Annotated in this window: 13 protein-coding genes and 2 tRNA genes; 8 read left to right on the forward strand and 7 right to left on the reverse strand. The window is 39.9% G+C overall.

Features of this window, described 5'->3' with window-relative positions; all coding sequences use genetic code 11:
* The first annotated feature begins 65 nt into the window (after positions 1-65).
* From GFH30_RS01100 to GFH30_RS01115, 4 genes are all read left to right on the forward strand, one after another.
* Positions 66-141, forward strand: a tRNA-Phe gene (locus GFH30_RS01100).
* Positions 142-316: 175 nt separating this feature from the next.
* A tRNA-Phe gene (locus GFH30_RS01105) sits at positions 317-392 on the forward strand.
* A gap of 272 nt (positions 393-664) precedes the next feature.
* Complete coding sequence (locus tag GFH30_RS01110; RefSeq protein ID WP_153370355.1) at positions 665-1,147, forward strand: hypothetical protein; 483 nt, start codon at positions 665-667, stop codon at positions 1,145-1,147.
* Between the two features lie 172 nt (positions 1,148-1,319).
* Entirely contained in the window at positions 1,320-2,069 is a 750-nt protein-coding gene (locus GFH30_RS01115) for a hypothetical protein (protein WP_153370357.1), read from the forward strand.
* A 110-nt stretch (positions 2,070-2,179) separates the two neighbouring features.
* On the opposite strand, the gene GFH30_RS01120 is transcribed toward GFH30_RS01115, so the two are convergent.
* The 6 genes from GFH30_RS01120 to fadB all read right to left on the reverse strand — a co-directional run bounded on the left by GFH30_RS01120 (position 2,180) and on the right by fadB (position 9,836).
* Positions 2,180-2,644 (reverse strand): hypothetical protein, encoded by a 465-nt coding sequence (locus tag GFH30_RS01120; RefSeq protein WP_153370359.1) that lies wholly within the window; start codon positions 2,642-2,644, stop codon positions 2,180-2,182.
* A gap of 239 nt (positions 2,645-2,883) precedes the next feature.
* Positions 2,884-4,239 carry an antiviral reverse transcriptase Drt2 gene (drt2, locus tag GFH30_RS01125; RefSeq protein WP_153370360.1) on the reverse strand — a complete coding sequence of 452 codons (1,356 nt, stop codon included), beginning with the start codon at positions 4,237-4,239 and terminating at the stop codon, positions 2,884-2,886.
* Between the two features lie 348 nt (positions 4,240-4,587).
* Entirely contained in the window at positions 4,588-5,457 is an 870-nt protein-coding gene (locus GFH30_RS01130; protein WP_153370362.1) for an IS982 family transposase, read from the reverse strand.
* Positions 5,458-5,711: 254 nt separating this feature from the next.
* Complete coding sequence (locus tag GFH30_RS01135; protein WP_153370364.1) at positions 5,712-6,383, reverse strand: YidX family protein; 672 nt, start codon at positions 6,381-6,383, stop codon at positions 5,712-5,714.
* Between the two features lie 114 nt (positions 6,384-6,497).
* Positions 6,498-7,670: an acetyl-CoA C-acyltransferase FadA gene (gene fadA / locus GFH30_RS01140; RefSeq protein ID WP_153370366.1), complete on the reverse strand. Its 1,173-nt coding sequence runs from the start codon at positions 7,668-7,670 to the stop codon at positions 6,498-6,500.
* Between the two features lie 12 nt (positions 7,671-7,682).
* Positions 7,683-9,836 carry a fatty acid oxidation complex subunit alpha FadB gene (gene fadB / locus GFH30_RS01145; RefSeq protein ID WP_153370367.1) on the reverse strand — a complete coding sequence of 718 codons (2,154 nt, stop codon included), beginning with the start codon at positions 9,834-9,836 and terminating at the stop codon, positions 7,683-7,685.
* A gap of 520 nt (positions 9,837-10,356) precedes the next feature.
* Here fadB and GFH30_RS01150 point away from each other — a divergent pair.
* Both GFH30_RS01150 and GFH30_RS01155 read left to right on the forward strand, forming a co-directional pair.
* Complete coding sequence (locus GFH30_RS01150; protein WP_153370369.1) at positions 10,357-11,427, forward strand: GGDEF domain-containing protein; 1,071 nt, start codon at positions 10,357-10,359, stop codon at positions 11,425-11,427.
* A gap of 140 nt (positions 11,428-11,567) precedes the next feature.
* Positions 11,568-11,984 carry a PH domain-containing protein gene (locus GFH30_RS01155; RefSeq protein WP_153370371.1) on the forward strand — a complete coding sequence of 139 codons (417 nt, stop codon included), beginning with the start codon at positions 11,568-11,570 and terminating at the stop codon, positions 11,982-11,984.
* 50 nt (positions 11,985-12,034) lie between these two features.
* Here the strand turns inward: GFH30_RS01155 and GFH30_RS01160 are convergent, their stop codons facing one another.
* Positions 12,035-13,033, reverse strand: coding sequence for an AAA family ATPase (locus GFH30_RS01160; protein ID WP_227551533.1), 999 nt, complete (start codon positions 13,031-13,033; stop codon positions 12,035-12,037).
* Positions 13,034-13,305: 272 nt separating this feature from the next.
* On the opposite strand from GFH30_RS01160, the gene uvrC reads away from it, so the two are divergent.
* Both uvrC and GFH30_RS01170 read left to right on the forward strand, forming a co-directional pair.
* The gene (gene uvrC, locus GFH30_RS01165; protein WP_153370375.1) at positions 13,306-15,111 is read left to right on the forward strand and encodes an excinuclease ABC subunit UvrC; all 1,806 of its coding nucleotides are present in this window, start codon (positions 13,306-13,308) and stop codon (positions 15,109-15,111) included.
* Between the two features lie 117 nt (positions 15,112-15,228).
* On the forward strand, positions 15,229-16,023 hold the full coding sequence (locus GFH30_RS01170; protein ID WP_153370377.1) for a thioesterase family protein: 795 nt from the start codon (positions 15,229-15,231) through the stop codon (positions 16,021-16,023).
* The last annotated feature ends 62 nt before the right edge of the window (positions 16,024-16,085 follow it).

The following is a 16,085-nucleotide window of genomic DNA, read 5'->3' on the forward strand; positions in this document are numbered from 1 at the left end:
TTTGAAATAAATTATACTTTTCACGCTTGACGGCATAGGGCGGAGATTGTTTAATACGCGACATCGGCGTGATAGCTCAGTAGGTAGAGCAACGGATTGAAAATCCGTGTGTCCCCAGTTCGACCCTGGGTCTCGCCACCATATTTAAAACTGATTTAAAGTTTCGATCCCTGATCCCATCAGGGATTTTTTTTGGTCTAGCGATTGACCAAACACAGTATGAAATTCATATTTCGACTAAAATTTACGCACTCAAATCTTTTTTTTATATTTTTGATTGACTAATGTGTCGAGATACGGCTTAATACACCGCATCGGCGTGATAGCTCAGTAGGTAGAGCAACGGATTGAAAATCCGTGTGTCCCCAGTTCGACCCTGGGTCTCGCCACCATATTCAAAAAAATCCTCAAGCATGATTTGGGGATTTTTTTTGTCTGTATCTTTTGTTTTTAGCCTATATTCATTCTTTTAAGCCTCAAAATAGTATCTATCACGCTTTCATTTAAACAGCGTACGCATGCATAAACGCTGAATCTGTTTGCTACTCTGCACCACGATAACCAAGCCGTTTATCGTCATTAACAGTTTTATTGTATAAAAATTACGCAACTTCAGGCATAAATAGAGCTATAAATTTTCCCTTTTCTATGTTGGGACGTATCTATGTATCTCCTTAAAACATCCAAGATTACGCTACTTGCCATGCTGAGTGCTTTTGGGCTCAGTTCGATAAGCTATGCAGACACTGTGCGCGTGATAGAGCCTGTCAAGCTGCCGACCATGACGGTTATGGCTGAACCTGAATTACGCGCAGAAACAGGCTATTTACCGTTTCAAGAACAACCTAAGAAGCGTACTGCCTTACAACACCGTATGGTCAAACTTGAACGCGATATTCAAAGCTATACGGTGGATGCTGACTTTGCTGGAAATGTTGATATCCTGCCGCCACAACCTGCACCCGATTTAGGCAGTTTACCGCTTGGCTTACAGCATTATGTGCTTGCTGTTGCAGATGGTTTGCAATCGAGCGATCCGCGTAATGGCGTCTATACCATGTTGCAGCATTTTGGCATTGACCATAACGCGACCAATGTCCAGATCAGTCGTGAGCAGTTTAATACGCGTTTTCCTCCAGCGAATTAATCCTGTTTCTCATACTTGATGCTTGAGCGTCATTGAAAAAAGGAAATCTGAAACGGTTTCCTTTTTTTCTATGCATAAATCCGTCTGATCTGTTTGATGATTGATTTATGCTTAAAAAATAAGCATAGTGGTTGAAATGCATCAATTTGTCTCGTCAATTTGGAGTTTATGAATGCCGCGTATTTTTATCGTTTTAGCACTGGTTACGGTGTCGGTATTTGCTTGGATGTTTTATCAATATTCGGTGCAAAAGCAAGATGCGGCAGCCTTGGGTGAATATGAACAGGTCTTAAATGAAAAGACGCAAGCGCTGTATACCCAAGCCAAAGACTGGCAAAAACCGATTCAAATTGAGGTTGATGACGACCGTTTAGAAGGTGATTATGCTGAAATGGCTGCCTTTATTGTGGGCAGTATGCGTGACAGTGCAGAACTGCGAAATCAATATTTACGGGACTTAAAAGCGCAACATTGGGATCGTTTTTTAGATGTTTCACGTTTGGCTAAAGACCAAAAACAAAACTATAAAGAAACCGAAGCGATGCTGAAAGCCGTCGCCGATATTGTAAAAGAATACGAATTACAAACCCAAAATCGCGATGCTTTGTTAATTCAAACTGCGAAGCAATTGGATATTAAAAATCGCTATCGTCAGCAGCTTATTCATAATTTAAAAGAGAATTTAAATGATGATGCCGCTAATGCAATTTTTGCTTTAGAGAAGCAAAGTTTGCAAAAAGCCAATCAATTATTTGCGCTGTTAAAACAACACAAATGGCAAAATAAAAACAATATGGTGATGTTTTATGAAGATGCCCCGATTGCGCCATTTAACGCCTTATATAAAGAGATGGTGGAGCTGAATCAGCAAATGGAGCAGATTAAGCTCAACAATCGACAGCAAATTAAAGATCAGCTCTAATGGCATAAGTCATGCTGAGATGAATCATGCATTTTGTTGTGACTTTCGTTGAAGTCACACATCAAAAAAGGATGCCATTTGGCATCCTTTTTTTTGTTTAAATTGCAGAATTAAGCTGCTTTTTTAAACCAAGAGAACCAGCCTTTTTTCTCAGCTTTTGCTGCAGCTTCAACAGTTGCTTCAGCAGGAGCAGCTTTTGCAGCTTCTACTTGTTCAGCAGCTTCTGTTTTTGTTTCTTCAACTTTTGCAACAGCAGCGTCTTTTACTTCTTCAGTTTTAGTTACAGTTTCAGTTTTAACTGTTTCTACTTTTGCAGCAGCATCTGCTTTCACTGCAGCAGGAGCAGCTTTTGCAGCTTCAACTTGAGCCACAACAGCAGTTTTTTCTTCAGTAACTTTAGCTACAACAGCATCAGCTTTAGCAGCAACAGGTGCAGCTGCTTGTTGAGCAGTTTGAGTTGCTACAGTTTTTACTTGTGATTTAAGTACAGTTACAGGAGTCGCTGTTTCAGCAGCCATTGCAGCAGCAGAAGATGCAACAATTGCAGTTGCTAGAAGTGTTTTTAGCATGTTCATATATAGCCCCATCAGGAGAAACAAGAGAATTGAGGGCAATATGATACGCTTATAAAAATTAACCGATTGATTTGTTAAGTTTTATTGGTTGAATAATGGGCTAAAATTACAAAGGGATAACATTCATTTATATGTAAAGCATTTAGCGATTCTAGAAATAAGATTTCTAAATGCTGTGTGAATTTAAGAATCAGTTTCGTAGTTGATTAAAAGTTTTAAATTTAAAAAAGAGAGTGTATTTAGTTTTCCTTTTTCACTAGAGCATCATAAAAATCCTGATTTAAGTCATCATATTTAAGCAATTTTCTTTTTAAATTAAGCCAATGGGGCTGAATTTGTTTTTTAATTGCTGGTTCATTCATGATTTTTGCGGCTCTTAAAGCATAACTTATGTAGTTTCTTTGTCCGATAAAGGAAAACCTTCTATAAATATACTTTTTGTGGGGGATAAGAGGGGCTAACCCTCTATTGATCCTAGAAAGGTTAATTTTCAATATGCGCTTATTAGTCATTCGGATAGCTTTGTTAGCTTTATAAGAGTATTTAGCCAATCCAGTATCACGTAATAAAATTTTGATACCATCATAAGTAAACCCTAAATATTGGAGTTCATCTTTAGAAACACGTATTCCATTTTTAAATTCAGCTATTTTAGTTTTTTTATCTTGTATTGTTAGCTTCATTTTTGTGATTTGAGTTTGAGAGTATCTTAGCAATTGATACTGATTCGCCCTATCACAAATAATTAAAATATCATCACAATATCGATAATACTTAGCATCAAATTTATCCGCTTCTTTCTTTAGTTTTTCATCAAATTTCATCATGTAAATATTTGATAAAAAGGCACTTAGTGCTGACCCTTGAGGAATTCCTTTTTGTAAATTGTTTTTGCAAATTATTTTATTGCTTCTAATTTTTTCTCTAAATTCTTCACTCGTGCAAAGCCGTTTAAGATCTTTATGATGACGATTCAAAGATAGTTTTAGATTTTGATAAACTAAATTTTTTTCAACATAACTGTATTTGGTTATCGATTTAAATACGTTGTAATGATCATTTGGCAGTGCATCTATGCCTAAAACTTCTTTCCATGCCTGTTTTAATAATTCATGATCTAATTCATCAAAAAAGCTTTTTATATCTAAACAAATCACGGAACAATTTTGACGTTCTTTAACTTCATCGAAGACTTTTTTTGCAAAATTAATGTTGTTTGGAGAGTTGGGAAGTTTTCTAAATGCTAAAACGCAATCCTGAATTTGCTTTTGTATGAGTATTTCTTCATAAAAAGGTGATAAGAGAAATGCGTAGTAAGCATAAATATGACCATCTATATGGGCTGAATATTTTATAGGTCGAATTTTGGGTTCTTGCTTTTCAACGATAATTTTTCTTGCTCCATTGATGACTTTGAATCCTTTCTTTTTAATTTTTCTAGAAATTAATTCAAAATGAATAAATGGGTAGAACGCATGCTTATTAATATTATCTTGATTCGTAACATAGTGATAAATCTTTTCTGATGAAATAGGATAATCAAAATGTAGATATTTTTTTTGTCGATCTTTAAAAAAATTATGGTCAATACTCATTATTAGAAAACTCAAGGAAAGGCTGACGATAATCCTCGTTTAAACGCCCTATTCTAAGAACAGAGTTCCTTGAGCATACCCAAGTACCCAAAATACGTACCCTCTAGAAGAAAGCTTCTACATCGTCTTTAGATCACGAAAGGAATATACTATGAGAAGCATTGATTACATTCTGTGGAGTACCCTATACCTTGTATTCAGTACTTGGTTCCAGGCAGTATGTAATGTATCACCTGAACTGCTAGAAATTCTTCTAACATTTCTGAGTACAATACTTGCAAACAGATTACCTTCCCTATGCCCTACAGCATAGGCTTAATAAATATACTAAATTAACCCGAATCCTGTTTAAGCCGATGACTCCATAATTTGAATTGTTGGCTTATTTTTATGGATCAGTTGATATGCACACAAGGACGCGTAAATCCCTCCTAGAAATCCATGAACACTACGTGCTTTGCTTGTCACTAAATTGTACTGACCTTTCAACAAACTGAATAAAGTCTCTATCTTATTACGCTGTTTTAAGTGATATTTATCTGACTCAGAAAGTTGTGTAGCCTGCATATTTTTTCGATGATAGGTAATTAAATCAATGCCTTGCTCTTTTAATCTAATCTTCAGTTCTTGACTAATATAGCCACGATCTCCATACAACTTTGCTTCCACCTCTTTAACGAGTCTCTCAACCATTTTTATGTCAGCAACATGTCCATTCGATAAAGCAGAACAAGCAATTTCACCAAATTGGTTCATTGCAATGTGCAATTTACAGCCATAAAACCAGCCCATTGAACTTTTACCACGAGATGCAATTTTAGCTAAAGATTTATGGCGTTGAATACGTTGATTTTTACAAACTGGCAGAGTTGTTGAATCAATCCATAAATATTGTGTACCTTGGTCTTTCATCAGCACCACATGTAAAGCGTGTAGAGCCAATTGGTGCATATTGATCAGATGAATCATCCTTTGATAGCAAGGCAAATACTTAAATAAATGGTTTTTATCTTCTTTTAACCAAATGAAAAATGCTTTGAAATTATTGAAATGAGAACATTTGTACCAAATAGCGATAAAACAGATTTCTGAAATGGTTAAATGAGCAGTTCTGATTCTTAAGGAACGATTACTTTGCTTAAGAAAATTCCAGTAGGTTGCTTCAAATTTAAGAAAGAAATCATCAATTAAGCAAAATAATTCGGTACTATTAAACATCGGGACTAGAGTTTTAAGTTTTGTGTGGTAACTCAACTGATGGCTCTAGTCCTTCTATTTTTCAAGTTAATTTCTTATCCGCGATTCGGGTTAAATTAAGATTTAAACCACAAACAATTGTTTTATAAAATAAACTCCACATTAAGCGGAATTCTTTTTGTAGAAGTATTTAAGAATTAAATACAGTTCAATTACTGTCTCACTCTTATAATTCTACTGAATATTCTTTAAGCAAGCCATAAGAACGCAAATATTTAAGGCTGATAAACAATACCTAAACCTTGAAATGGTAAAGCAATTACATCGACTGCAAGTGCAATTGGGAATAATGCAATTTTTTCCGCTAAAGGTGTGTCAGGCAAACGCTTTTTCACTTTCTCAGTTTGGTAAACACTGACTTTATAAGCCTTACTGAGCGGCTGTAGGCGCTTAATATTATTGGCGACAGGATAGATCAATCCTGAAAGTTTAAGTTCAAAGGAATTTGCCGATGATTTTGAGCCTGTACCACATGCACACGGTGCGACCCCATAGCTTTTAAAAAGTACTTGTTCCTGAGCACTTAAACCAGAGGGTGGGGCATAGTCGAAACGAATCGTGCCTGAGAATTGATTATTTATCCCATAAGGGTGGTAAAAGCTTAAATCATGGTGAAAGCGAATATATTTGGGGTCAAGCTGACTAAACAAAGACTGAAATGCCATTGCACCTTCGGTGATGACATAACTATATTTTTCACCTGCCACAACAACAGCATCACTGGGTAGATCTGAAGAAGGCTGTGCAAGTTTCCCAAAAGCAACAACATTGTCTTCAATGAGCGTAACTCGTTCATAATCGTAACGATATTGCGGAGATACTAAATCGCTGACATTGCCTCCAACTTTGGAGTTAGGCGAACACCCTGTTAAGCATAATAATGACAAACAAAGAAAAATAGTTTTTTTATACATGGTGAGTTTTTATAAGGATTTGTTTTAATCCATAGTAAAAAAAATCCCCGCACAAAGCGAGGATTTTTTAATCGACGTATTTAAGAATTAAACACGTTCGATGATTGTTGCAATACCTTGACCCAAACCAATACACATTGTCGCAAGACCAATTTGTGTATCTTGTTGTTCCATTACGTTCAGAAGCGTCGTGGTGATACGCGCACCAGAACAACCCAATGGGTGACCAAGCGCAATTGCACCACCGTTATGGTTCACAATGTCTTGTTTGTCATAAATGCCTAAGCCTTTAAGAACAGCCAAGCCTTGCGCAGCAAATGCTTCGTTCAACTCAAACGTTTGAATGTCAGAAATTGAAAGACCTGCACGTTTAAGTGCTTTTTGTGTTGCAGGAACAGGACCGTAACCCATAATCGCAGCATCACAACCTGCAACCGCCATAGAGCGAATCACAGCACGTGGCTTAAGACCTAGGGCTTGCGCACGTTCAGCAGACATCAGCAACATTGCAGAAGCACCATCAGACAACGCTGAAGATGTACCCGCAGTTACAGTACCGCCTTTCGGATCGAAGACAGGACGTAACGCAGCAAACGCTTCAAGATTAGAATCAGGACGAATTACTTCATCAACGTCGCATAGGATTTTAAAGCCATTTGCGTCATGACCTTCAATGCCAATGATTTCGTTTTTGAAACGACCTTCTTGTGTTGCAGCCCAAGCACGACGGTGTGATTCTACACCAAACGCATCTTGTTCTTCACGGGTAATACCGTTCATACGACCGAGCATTTCAGCGGTTAAGCCCATCATGTTTGACGCTTTTGCATAATGCTTAGATGCTTCAGGGTTCAGGTCGATGCCGTGCATCATGCCCACGTGACCCATATGCTCAACACCACCAATGATGAAGATATCACCTTGGTTGGTTGCGATTTGCGCCGCAGCAGTATGAATAGACTGCATAGATGAACCACAAAGACGGTTTACCGTTTGACCTGCAACCGTTTTTGGTAGGTCAGCAAGCAATGCGATGTTACGCGCAATATTCATCCCTTGTTCTAGGGTTTGATTCACACAGCCCCAGATCACGTCTTCAACTTCGTTGACATCAAACTGGTTACGAGCAACTAAAGCACGTACAAGTTCAGCAGATAAGCTGTCAGCACGTACATTGCGGAACATACCGTTTTTGGTTTTACCCATTGCTGAACGTACGCCATCAACGATGACAACGTCACGTGGATTTAAAGTAGCCATTCACGTTGCTCCTTAACCGTAGAATTTTTTGTTGTTAGCAGCCATGTCACGCAACAATTGTGGCGCTTCATAAGCTTTACCTAAATGTGCATATTTGTCGCAAAGCGCAACGTATTCAGCAACACCTGTTTGGTCGATGTAACGTGCAGGACCACCACGGAATGGAGGGAAACCTACACCCATGATCATCGCCATATCTGCTTCAGATGGCGTTGCCACGATGTTGTCTTCTAGGCAACGAACCGTTTCATTACAGAATGCCAGCATCATACGGTCAATGATTTCTTGCGCATCAAATTCACGTTTTTCGCCTGTCACAACAGATGAAATTAACTCATACGCAGTTAGATCGACTTTCTTGGCTTTTTTGCCTTTCTTGTCCAATTCGTATTTGTAGAAACCAACGTCATTCTTTTGACCAAGACGTTTGTTTTCATACATGGTTTGAATTGAACCTTTGAAGTCCGGTTTCATACGGTCAGGGAAACCTTCCGCCATGACTTCTGCACCATGAACGCCAGTATCAATACCGACAACGTCCATCAAGTAAGCAGGACCCATTGGCCAGCCGAAGCGTTCCATCACTTTATCGATTTGCTGGAAGTCAGCACCATCTTTAAGCAATAAATCGAACGCACCGAAGTAAGGGAATAACACACGGTTTACAAGGAAGCCCGGGCAGTCGTTCACCACGATTGGGGTTTTACCCATTTTTTGCGCAAGCACAACAGTCGTCGCGATTGCCTCAGCAGATGTCTTCTCACCACGGATCACTTCCACCAAAGGCATCATGTGAACAGGGTTAAAGAAGTGCATACCCACGAAGTTTTCAGGACGCTCTAGGTTTTCAGCCAAACGCGTGATTGAAATCGTAGAGGTGTTAGACGCAATGATCGTGTTTTCACGTACTTTAGATTCAGTCTCTTTCAGTACAATGCCTTTCACTTTTGGATTTTCAGTCACTGCTTCAATGACAATGTCGACTTCTTTGAATTCGTCATAGCTTAACGTTGGACGGATGCGCGCCAGTGTTTCACCCATTTTTGCAGGGGTCATTTTTTTACGTTCAACTTGTTTGGTCAGTAAGCCATTGGCTTCTTTCATACCCAAAGCAAGTTGCGCATTACCAATATCTTTCATGATGATTGGTGTGCCTTTGCTTGCCGCTTGGTAAGCAATACCACCACCCATGATGCCCGCGCCTAGAACAGCCGCTTGCTCAACAGGGTGTGCACCTTTTTCATAACGCTTTGAGGTTTTTTTCACAATTTGATCGTTGATGAATAGACCAATCAACGCGCCAGCTTGTGGAGTTACCGCAGCTTTGGCGAAACCTTGTGCTTCAACTTTCAATGCTTCATTACGTGGAAGGCTTGCACCTGCTTGCAATGAGTCTAGAAGTAATTTTGGCGCAGGGTATTGAGCAGGATTGGCTTTCGCAAGCACCACACCTTTAGATGAGTTAAACGCCATCATTTGTTCGATTGGGCTTAACTTCACAGGGTCTAATTTTTCTTGGCGTTTTGCTTTCCAATCTAAACGACCCGCGATTGCTTGTTTCACCAAGTCAATTGCAGCGTCTTGAAGTTTGTCCGCAGCAACCACAGCATCTACAGCACCGTCTTTCAGTGCAGCAGCAGGCTTTTTAGGATTTGCCATTGCCATCCATTCAACCGCGTTATCAATACCGATCACACGACTTAAACGAACTGTACCACCGAAGCCCGGGAAGATACCCAGTTTGATTTCAGGCAGACCAACAGCAGCCGCTTCTGACATCACACGATAGTCACACACGAGGCACATTTCAAAACCGCCACCCAATGCTTGACCATTGATTGCAGCAACTTTAGGGATGTCTAAATCTTCAAACGCATTGAAGATATCGTGAACAGGCAATGCCCAATCTACAATCGCTTGTTCGCCTTGTGCGAAGTTCGCGCCGAATTCTGTAATGTCTGCACCCACGATAAACGTAGATTTGCCAGAGGTGACGATTAAACCTTTAATGTCAGCGTTGTTTTTGACCGCATCAATTGCAGCTTTAAAGTCTTCAATTGTTGCACGGTTAAATTTGTTGACCGACTCACCTTGTAAGTCAAAGCGGAATTCTGCAATTCCGTCCGAAAGCATTTGGACGGTAATGGCATTGCCAGCGTGGATCATGCCTGATCTCCTTTATTTTGGAGGACTTCTAAGTTGATGTTGTGAAGCGTTATGCGCGATTCCTGCGCATATGAATGCTTCGCCAATCTTACGATAACTATAGCGAAAAAGGACATAACAAGTTGTATCAAGCCGTGACGCAAGGGTCATCTATTTTTGCCAAAAATATTTCGCCTGTTATGTGCTTTGCTCGCGTTTTTATAAAGCACAATGAACTAAAGATTTTGTTTCAATTCATTATTTTTGATCAATTTACTGTTTTTATATGGGGCAAATAGACAGATTTTCAAGTGAGAAAAACGCGCTGATGCTGTCAAATAAGTCAATTGAGTCTCATTTTTCATGCCTTTAAGCCAACATGCTGCCTAGATCATGAACCTTCAATTTTTATGTTTTGTATAAGTTTGGTGAATTTAACGACATTGATCGTATTTTACTGTGAACAGCGAAAACAGCGTTCTAAGATATAAAACTTGAAAGACGTGCTTGGATCATTTTCACAACAATAAGAAGTCTTGCTATGAATCCTACTGATCAATCATTAATGCAACAAATGCAGATCTCGATTATTGATATTGAATATCGTAAACAGCTTCTCGGACTTACAGCGCCAGAGCTGCAAGAACTAGCGCGCGTACGGTATTTGATTGAAGCGGATTTAGATCAAATGATTGAGGCGTTCTACAGTTTTCAAACCAGTATTCCTGAAATTAATAGCATTATTGGTGATGCCGATACGTTAAGACGTCTTAAAATGGCGCAACATCAATATATTTTGGACTTATTTTCAGGCTGTTATGACAGCAATTATATTAATAACCGTCTGCGCATTGGTTTGGTACATAAGCGCATTGGGGTAGAGCCGCGCTTTTATTTGGCAGCCTTACATCATTTGAAAATACGCTTATTTGACCATATTCGCACATGTTTAGATGATCAGGCATGGGCAGATGCCATTTTGGTGAGTCTAGAAAAGCTATTTATCTTTGATATGACATTGGTGTTTGAAACCTATGTCTGGAGTTTGATTAATGAAGTGAATCACTCCAAACAAAAACTACAAGCCTATGCCAGTGCATTAGGGGTGCATGCACAGGAAATGGAAACCTTGTCACGGATTGATCCATTGACAGGTCTACTTAATGTGCGTGATTTGATCCCACTTTTAAACGAACTCATTTATCGTGCCGAACAGAAAGGTGAACCCTTAACCTTGGTTTTTATTGATATTAACGACTTTAAAAAAATGAATGATGAATATGGGCATCTGTTCGGTGATCAAGTCATTCAGGCCGTGGCAACAGCATTAAAACAGTTTGCGCGCGATGAAGACTATTGCTTCCGTTATGGGGGTGATGAGTTTTTATTGGTTTTGCCTAACTGTACTGAACACAGTGCTGAGCATAGTTTAATTCCACGGATTTTAGAGCAGCTTCATCTGACGCATCAACAGGTGAGTTTAAGTATAGGTATTCATCAAGTGGATGCCAAATCAGGTTATATGGACAGCTCGAGTCTGATTCGAGCAGCAGATAGTAAAATGTATGCAGTCAAAAAAAGCCTGAAAATGCAACAAACTGAACAACATTAAACGGATCTTTTCAGTTATTCAAAAACCATCTTCTTCGTTCTATTATTGGTTGATTTTTAAATCCCTTAAATTTTTTATGTATTTCACTATTTATGTGCTTATTTATGGTTACAATGCATTGAAACAAAGAGGGGAAAGTCATGCAGCGATTTCGTTCTAAAAAAGATTGGTGGGTATGGGCTTTTATCATCTGTATGACCGGATTGTTATTGCAGTTACTGTTGACCATGCAAGTGAAAGGTACATTGCTCCAATATCCTGTACATACCTTGGTTTATATTGTGACCATCGCGGTCATTTGGTGGCCTCTTTTAAATACTCAATATATCGTGCATGAGCAAAAACTACATATTCGCAGTCTATTTTTGAGCTGGCATATTCCGCTTGAACATATCAGCAAAGTGAGTAAGACGCAGAACTCGATTGCATCTCCTGCATTATCTTTAGATCGCCTAAAAATCGACTATATTGAACACGGGAAATCCAAATTTATTCTGGTATCGCCTAAAGATCAAAACGCATTTTGCCAAGCCTTAAATCGAAGCATAGAACGGTAATGTTTTAAGACGAGGTGTTTTCTCATTAGACAGAGTCACTGGGTCAGAAGTTAGGATCGAATCTGCCATTGTTGATTCATATAGTCCAAAAGCAAATGCCGCTGTTCAGGATGGTTTAGAAAATGTATCGCCAGAATCGGCTCAAGTTCAGTGCGGATTTTGCGGGCTAAATGTCGTGCGCCGTAGCGAATATCATGACCTTGATAAAAAAATGCTTTTGCAGCATCTGTCAGTTGAATGCTACGCTTTTGATGTTTTAAACGTTGATTAAGTTTGTTGAGTTCAATCTCGACTAAACGAGGTAGAGCATCTTCTTGAACGGCTTGGTAATGTAGCGTCCGATCAATTCGGTTTAAAAATTCAGGGTCAAATTTGCGTTGTAAGACTTTTTCTATAACTCGTGCTGTAGGCATCTTTTTTAAGCACAGGCTTTGCATTTTTTGCGGTAAAAATTGTAATTTTTCCAAATATTGCTGCGCTGCTTGCGCACCGACATTACTGGTCATAAAGATCATGCAATTCCGAAAATCAATGGTTTTGGTGCCCGCGGTTAACGTCAAACGTCCCGTATCTAACACATTCATGAGTCCACGAATGACTTCATTGGAGGCTTTTTCTAACTCATCGAATAGCATAATGCCGGGTCGAGTATGTGAACCTGTAATCGCAGTTTCATCAAACAGGCTATGACCTTCCTTCGAGCCAACATAGCCCGGAGGCGCACCTGTCAGGGCTGCCGCATAGTGTTCTTGCGCGAGAGTATTCATATCAATGCGGCAAAAGGCATCGGGACGACCATAAATGGCTTCTGCAATCAGGCGCACGGTTTCAGTTTTGCCCACACCTGTTGGTCCAAGCATAAGGGTGACAGACAACGGTCGTTCAGGACTTGAAAAATCTGCTTTGACCACATGCAGCATTCTTTCAATCTCAAGCAGTGCATCATCCTGCCCAATAATGCGTTCACGTAATAATGCCATAACCTCACATGGTTCAAAATGAAAACGCGGTTTGCCCATTAAGCAATCACGCTCAGATGGCTGTTGCATTGAAAGATGTGCTTGAACATGTTTTATATCCGATGCTGATGATGTCATGGGGCAAACTCAAGATTGAACGCTTTGAGCATAGCAAAGTTAAAACTTGAAATTTATAGCTTTTAACAATCGAATTATCGTTAAACAGCAGCTTAAAGTGGTACAAAACAGCAAAAGCGAAGATAACAATGACACGAACTTCGAGGTAATTTTGTGTCATTGCTTGAAAACTCACCCCAAAACATCACATTATCTGCATATAACGGTATTTGAATAGGCTTCAGGTGAACGAAAACGCGCGTCCCCATATTGAAAAAATCTTAGCCAATATGACCACTCTTCCGGGGGTGTATCGTATGTATGGCAAAGACGGCGAACTGCTGTATGTGGGCAAAGCCAAAAACCTGAAAAACCGTGTGTCGAGTTATTTTGTCAAAACCATTGAGCATCCTAAGACCCAAGCTTTGGTCGCACGTATTTATGATATTCAGACTTTGGTGGTACGTTCTGAAACCGAAGCATTATTGCTTGAGCAAAATCTGATTAAGCTGCATCGTCCGCCGTATAACATTATGCTGCGTGATGATAAATCTTACGTGTATATTTTTATCTCGAGTGATAAGCCTTATCCACGTATTGCCACCGGCCGAGGTAAAGAACAACATCAAGCGGGTAAGTTTTTTGGACCCTATCCAAGTGCATACAATGCCCGTGATACCTTGGTGGTGCTGCAGAAACTGTTTAACGTTCGCCAATGTGAAAATAGTTTTTTTGCGCAGCGTAAACGCCCTTGTTTGCAATATCAAATTAAGCGTTGCTCCGCACCGTGTGTGGGATTAATTTCGCCTGAAGACTATAAAGAAGATGTCAATAATTCCATCCGTTTTTTACAAGGTGATACCAAAGAGCTGAATCAAGAACTGATTCAAAAAATGGAACAAGCTGCGGAAGCACTCGAATTTGAAAAAGCGGTGTTTTATCGCGATCGGATGGCGCTATTGCGTGATGTTCAATCACAACAAGCCATTTATAAAGTTAAAGGTGAGGCAGATATTCTCGCGATTGCACATTATGCAGGCGTGACTTGTGTACAAATTATGCATGTGCGGAACGGTAAAATGCTCGGTGGTAAAGGCTATTTTCCTGATATGCAAGGCGATGATTTAGGACAAATGCTGCATGATTTTATGGCGAACTTTTACTTCCAAGTGGCGGATGAAGTACCGAGTGAATTGATTGTCAATGTCGCAGTGATCGACCAAAAATTACTAGAACAAGCCTTGTCACAGCATTTTGATAAGAAAATTCAAATTAAAAACAACGTACGTGAAACCCGTGCAGAATGGCTTGAATTGGCAGAGATGAATGTTCAACATGCCATTAAAGGCAAACTTGCCAATCACTTTGAATTGAATGAACGTTTCCATCAACTTGAGCAAGTGGTCGGGCGTCCCATTGATCGGATTGAATGCTTTGATATTTCGCATACCATGGGCGAAGAAACAGTTGCATCTTGTGTGGTGTTTGACAGTGGTGGGATTCGTAAACGTGATTATCGTCAGTTCTCTATTCAAGACATTACGGGTGGCGATGATTATGCTGCGATGCGTCAAGCTTTAACGCGACGTTATAAAAAAGCGATGTTACCTGATTTACTGCTGATTGATGGTGGTAAAGGTCAGCTGCACATGGCAATGGAAGTGATGGAAGCGCTTGGACTGGCACAAGACGCCTTTATGGTCGGGGTATCGAAAGGGGAAGGGCGTAAACCGGGCTTAGAGACCTTGCATTTTACCGATGGCACAAAAATCCAATTGCCTGAAGACCATAAAGCCCTGCATTTGATTCAGCAGGTACGAGATGAAGCGCATCGCTTTGCCATTACCAAACATCGTGCTAAACGGGATAAAAAACGTGGTTCATCTATTTTAGAAGTGATCCCGGGCTTAGGTCCCAAACGCCGTCGCGATTTATTGACTCATTTTGGAGGGATTCAAGGCGTACTTAAGGCTTCTGAACATGACTTGAAAGTCGTGCCGGGTTTAGGCGATGTCATGGCACGTACCATCTATAAAGTGCTGCATGAATAAAAAATCGCATCACATATTGATTTGCCAAAATGCTCAATGACCTGTGAGTCACCGAGCATTCACAGCAGCACAATTTTGTTGAATGATAGGGATATAACAAATACGGATAGAAGTCTCATGTCATTAATGCAGTTATATCAACAAATTGAACACAATGAATGGGTCGATATTCCTGAAGGATGGTTACAAGGGCGCACATTGTATGGTGGCTTAGCCGCAGCCATGATGATGCAAAAAGCGATTTACGCTATTGCGGATCCAAATAAACAGCTACTGAGTACCAGTCTCACCTTTGTCGGACCTATAGAACAAAGCAAAGCACGATTAACTGCTGAGATTCTGCGTGAAGGTAAGTCTGTGACCACAATTGAAGTGCGGTTATGGCAGAACGATGCCGTGCAAAGTATTTTAATTGCAAGTTTTGGTGTGGCGCGTGAATCCAGTATTCGCGTGAACCATGAAGCACAAGCCCCTGATTATGCTGCGCCTGAAACGATGTTTACGATTCCTGCCCAATATGGCATGCCAGAGTGCTATAACAATTTTGAAGTGGTATGGTCGGACATGAACTTACCTTGTACAGGGAGTGATCATCCTGACTTTGGCGGTTGGTGTCGTTTTCATATAGAAAAACAAGAAAATCGGTGTTTTGAAACCGCAGATTTGATGGCACTTTTTGATATTTGGCCACCCGGCGTCTTACCGATGTTTAAACAATTGGCACCCGCAAGCAGTTTGACTTGGACAGTCACCTATGTTCATCCGATCCAACAAAATTTACATGATTGGTTTAAATATAAAGTATTTACGGACTATGCTGCAGACGGTTATGCGACTGAACATGCCCATCTATGGGATGCTGAAAATCGTTTGATTGCGATTGCTAGACAGACAGTGACAGTGTTTGCCTAGTGACACCACATGCCAATTCGTATAAAGTGAAGCCTATTCATGATGGATCTTCGCGCATTAAA

It is taken from the genome of Acinetobacter wanghuae, from assembly GCF_009557235.1.
In the GTDB taxonomy this organism is placed as follows: Bacteria; Pseudomonadota; Gammaproteobacteria; order Pseudomonadales; family Moraxellaceae; genus Acinetobacter; species Acinetobacter wanghuae.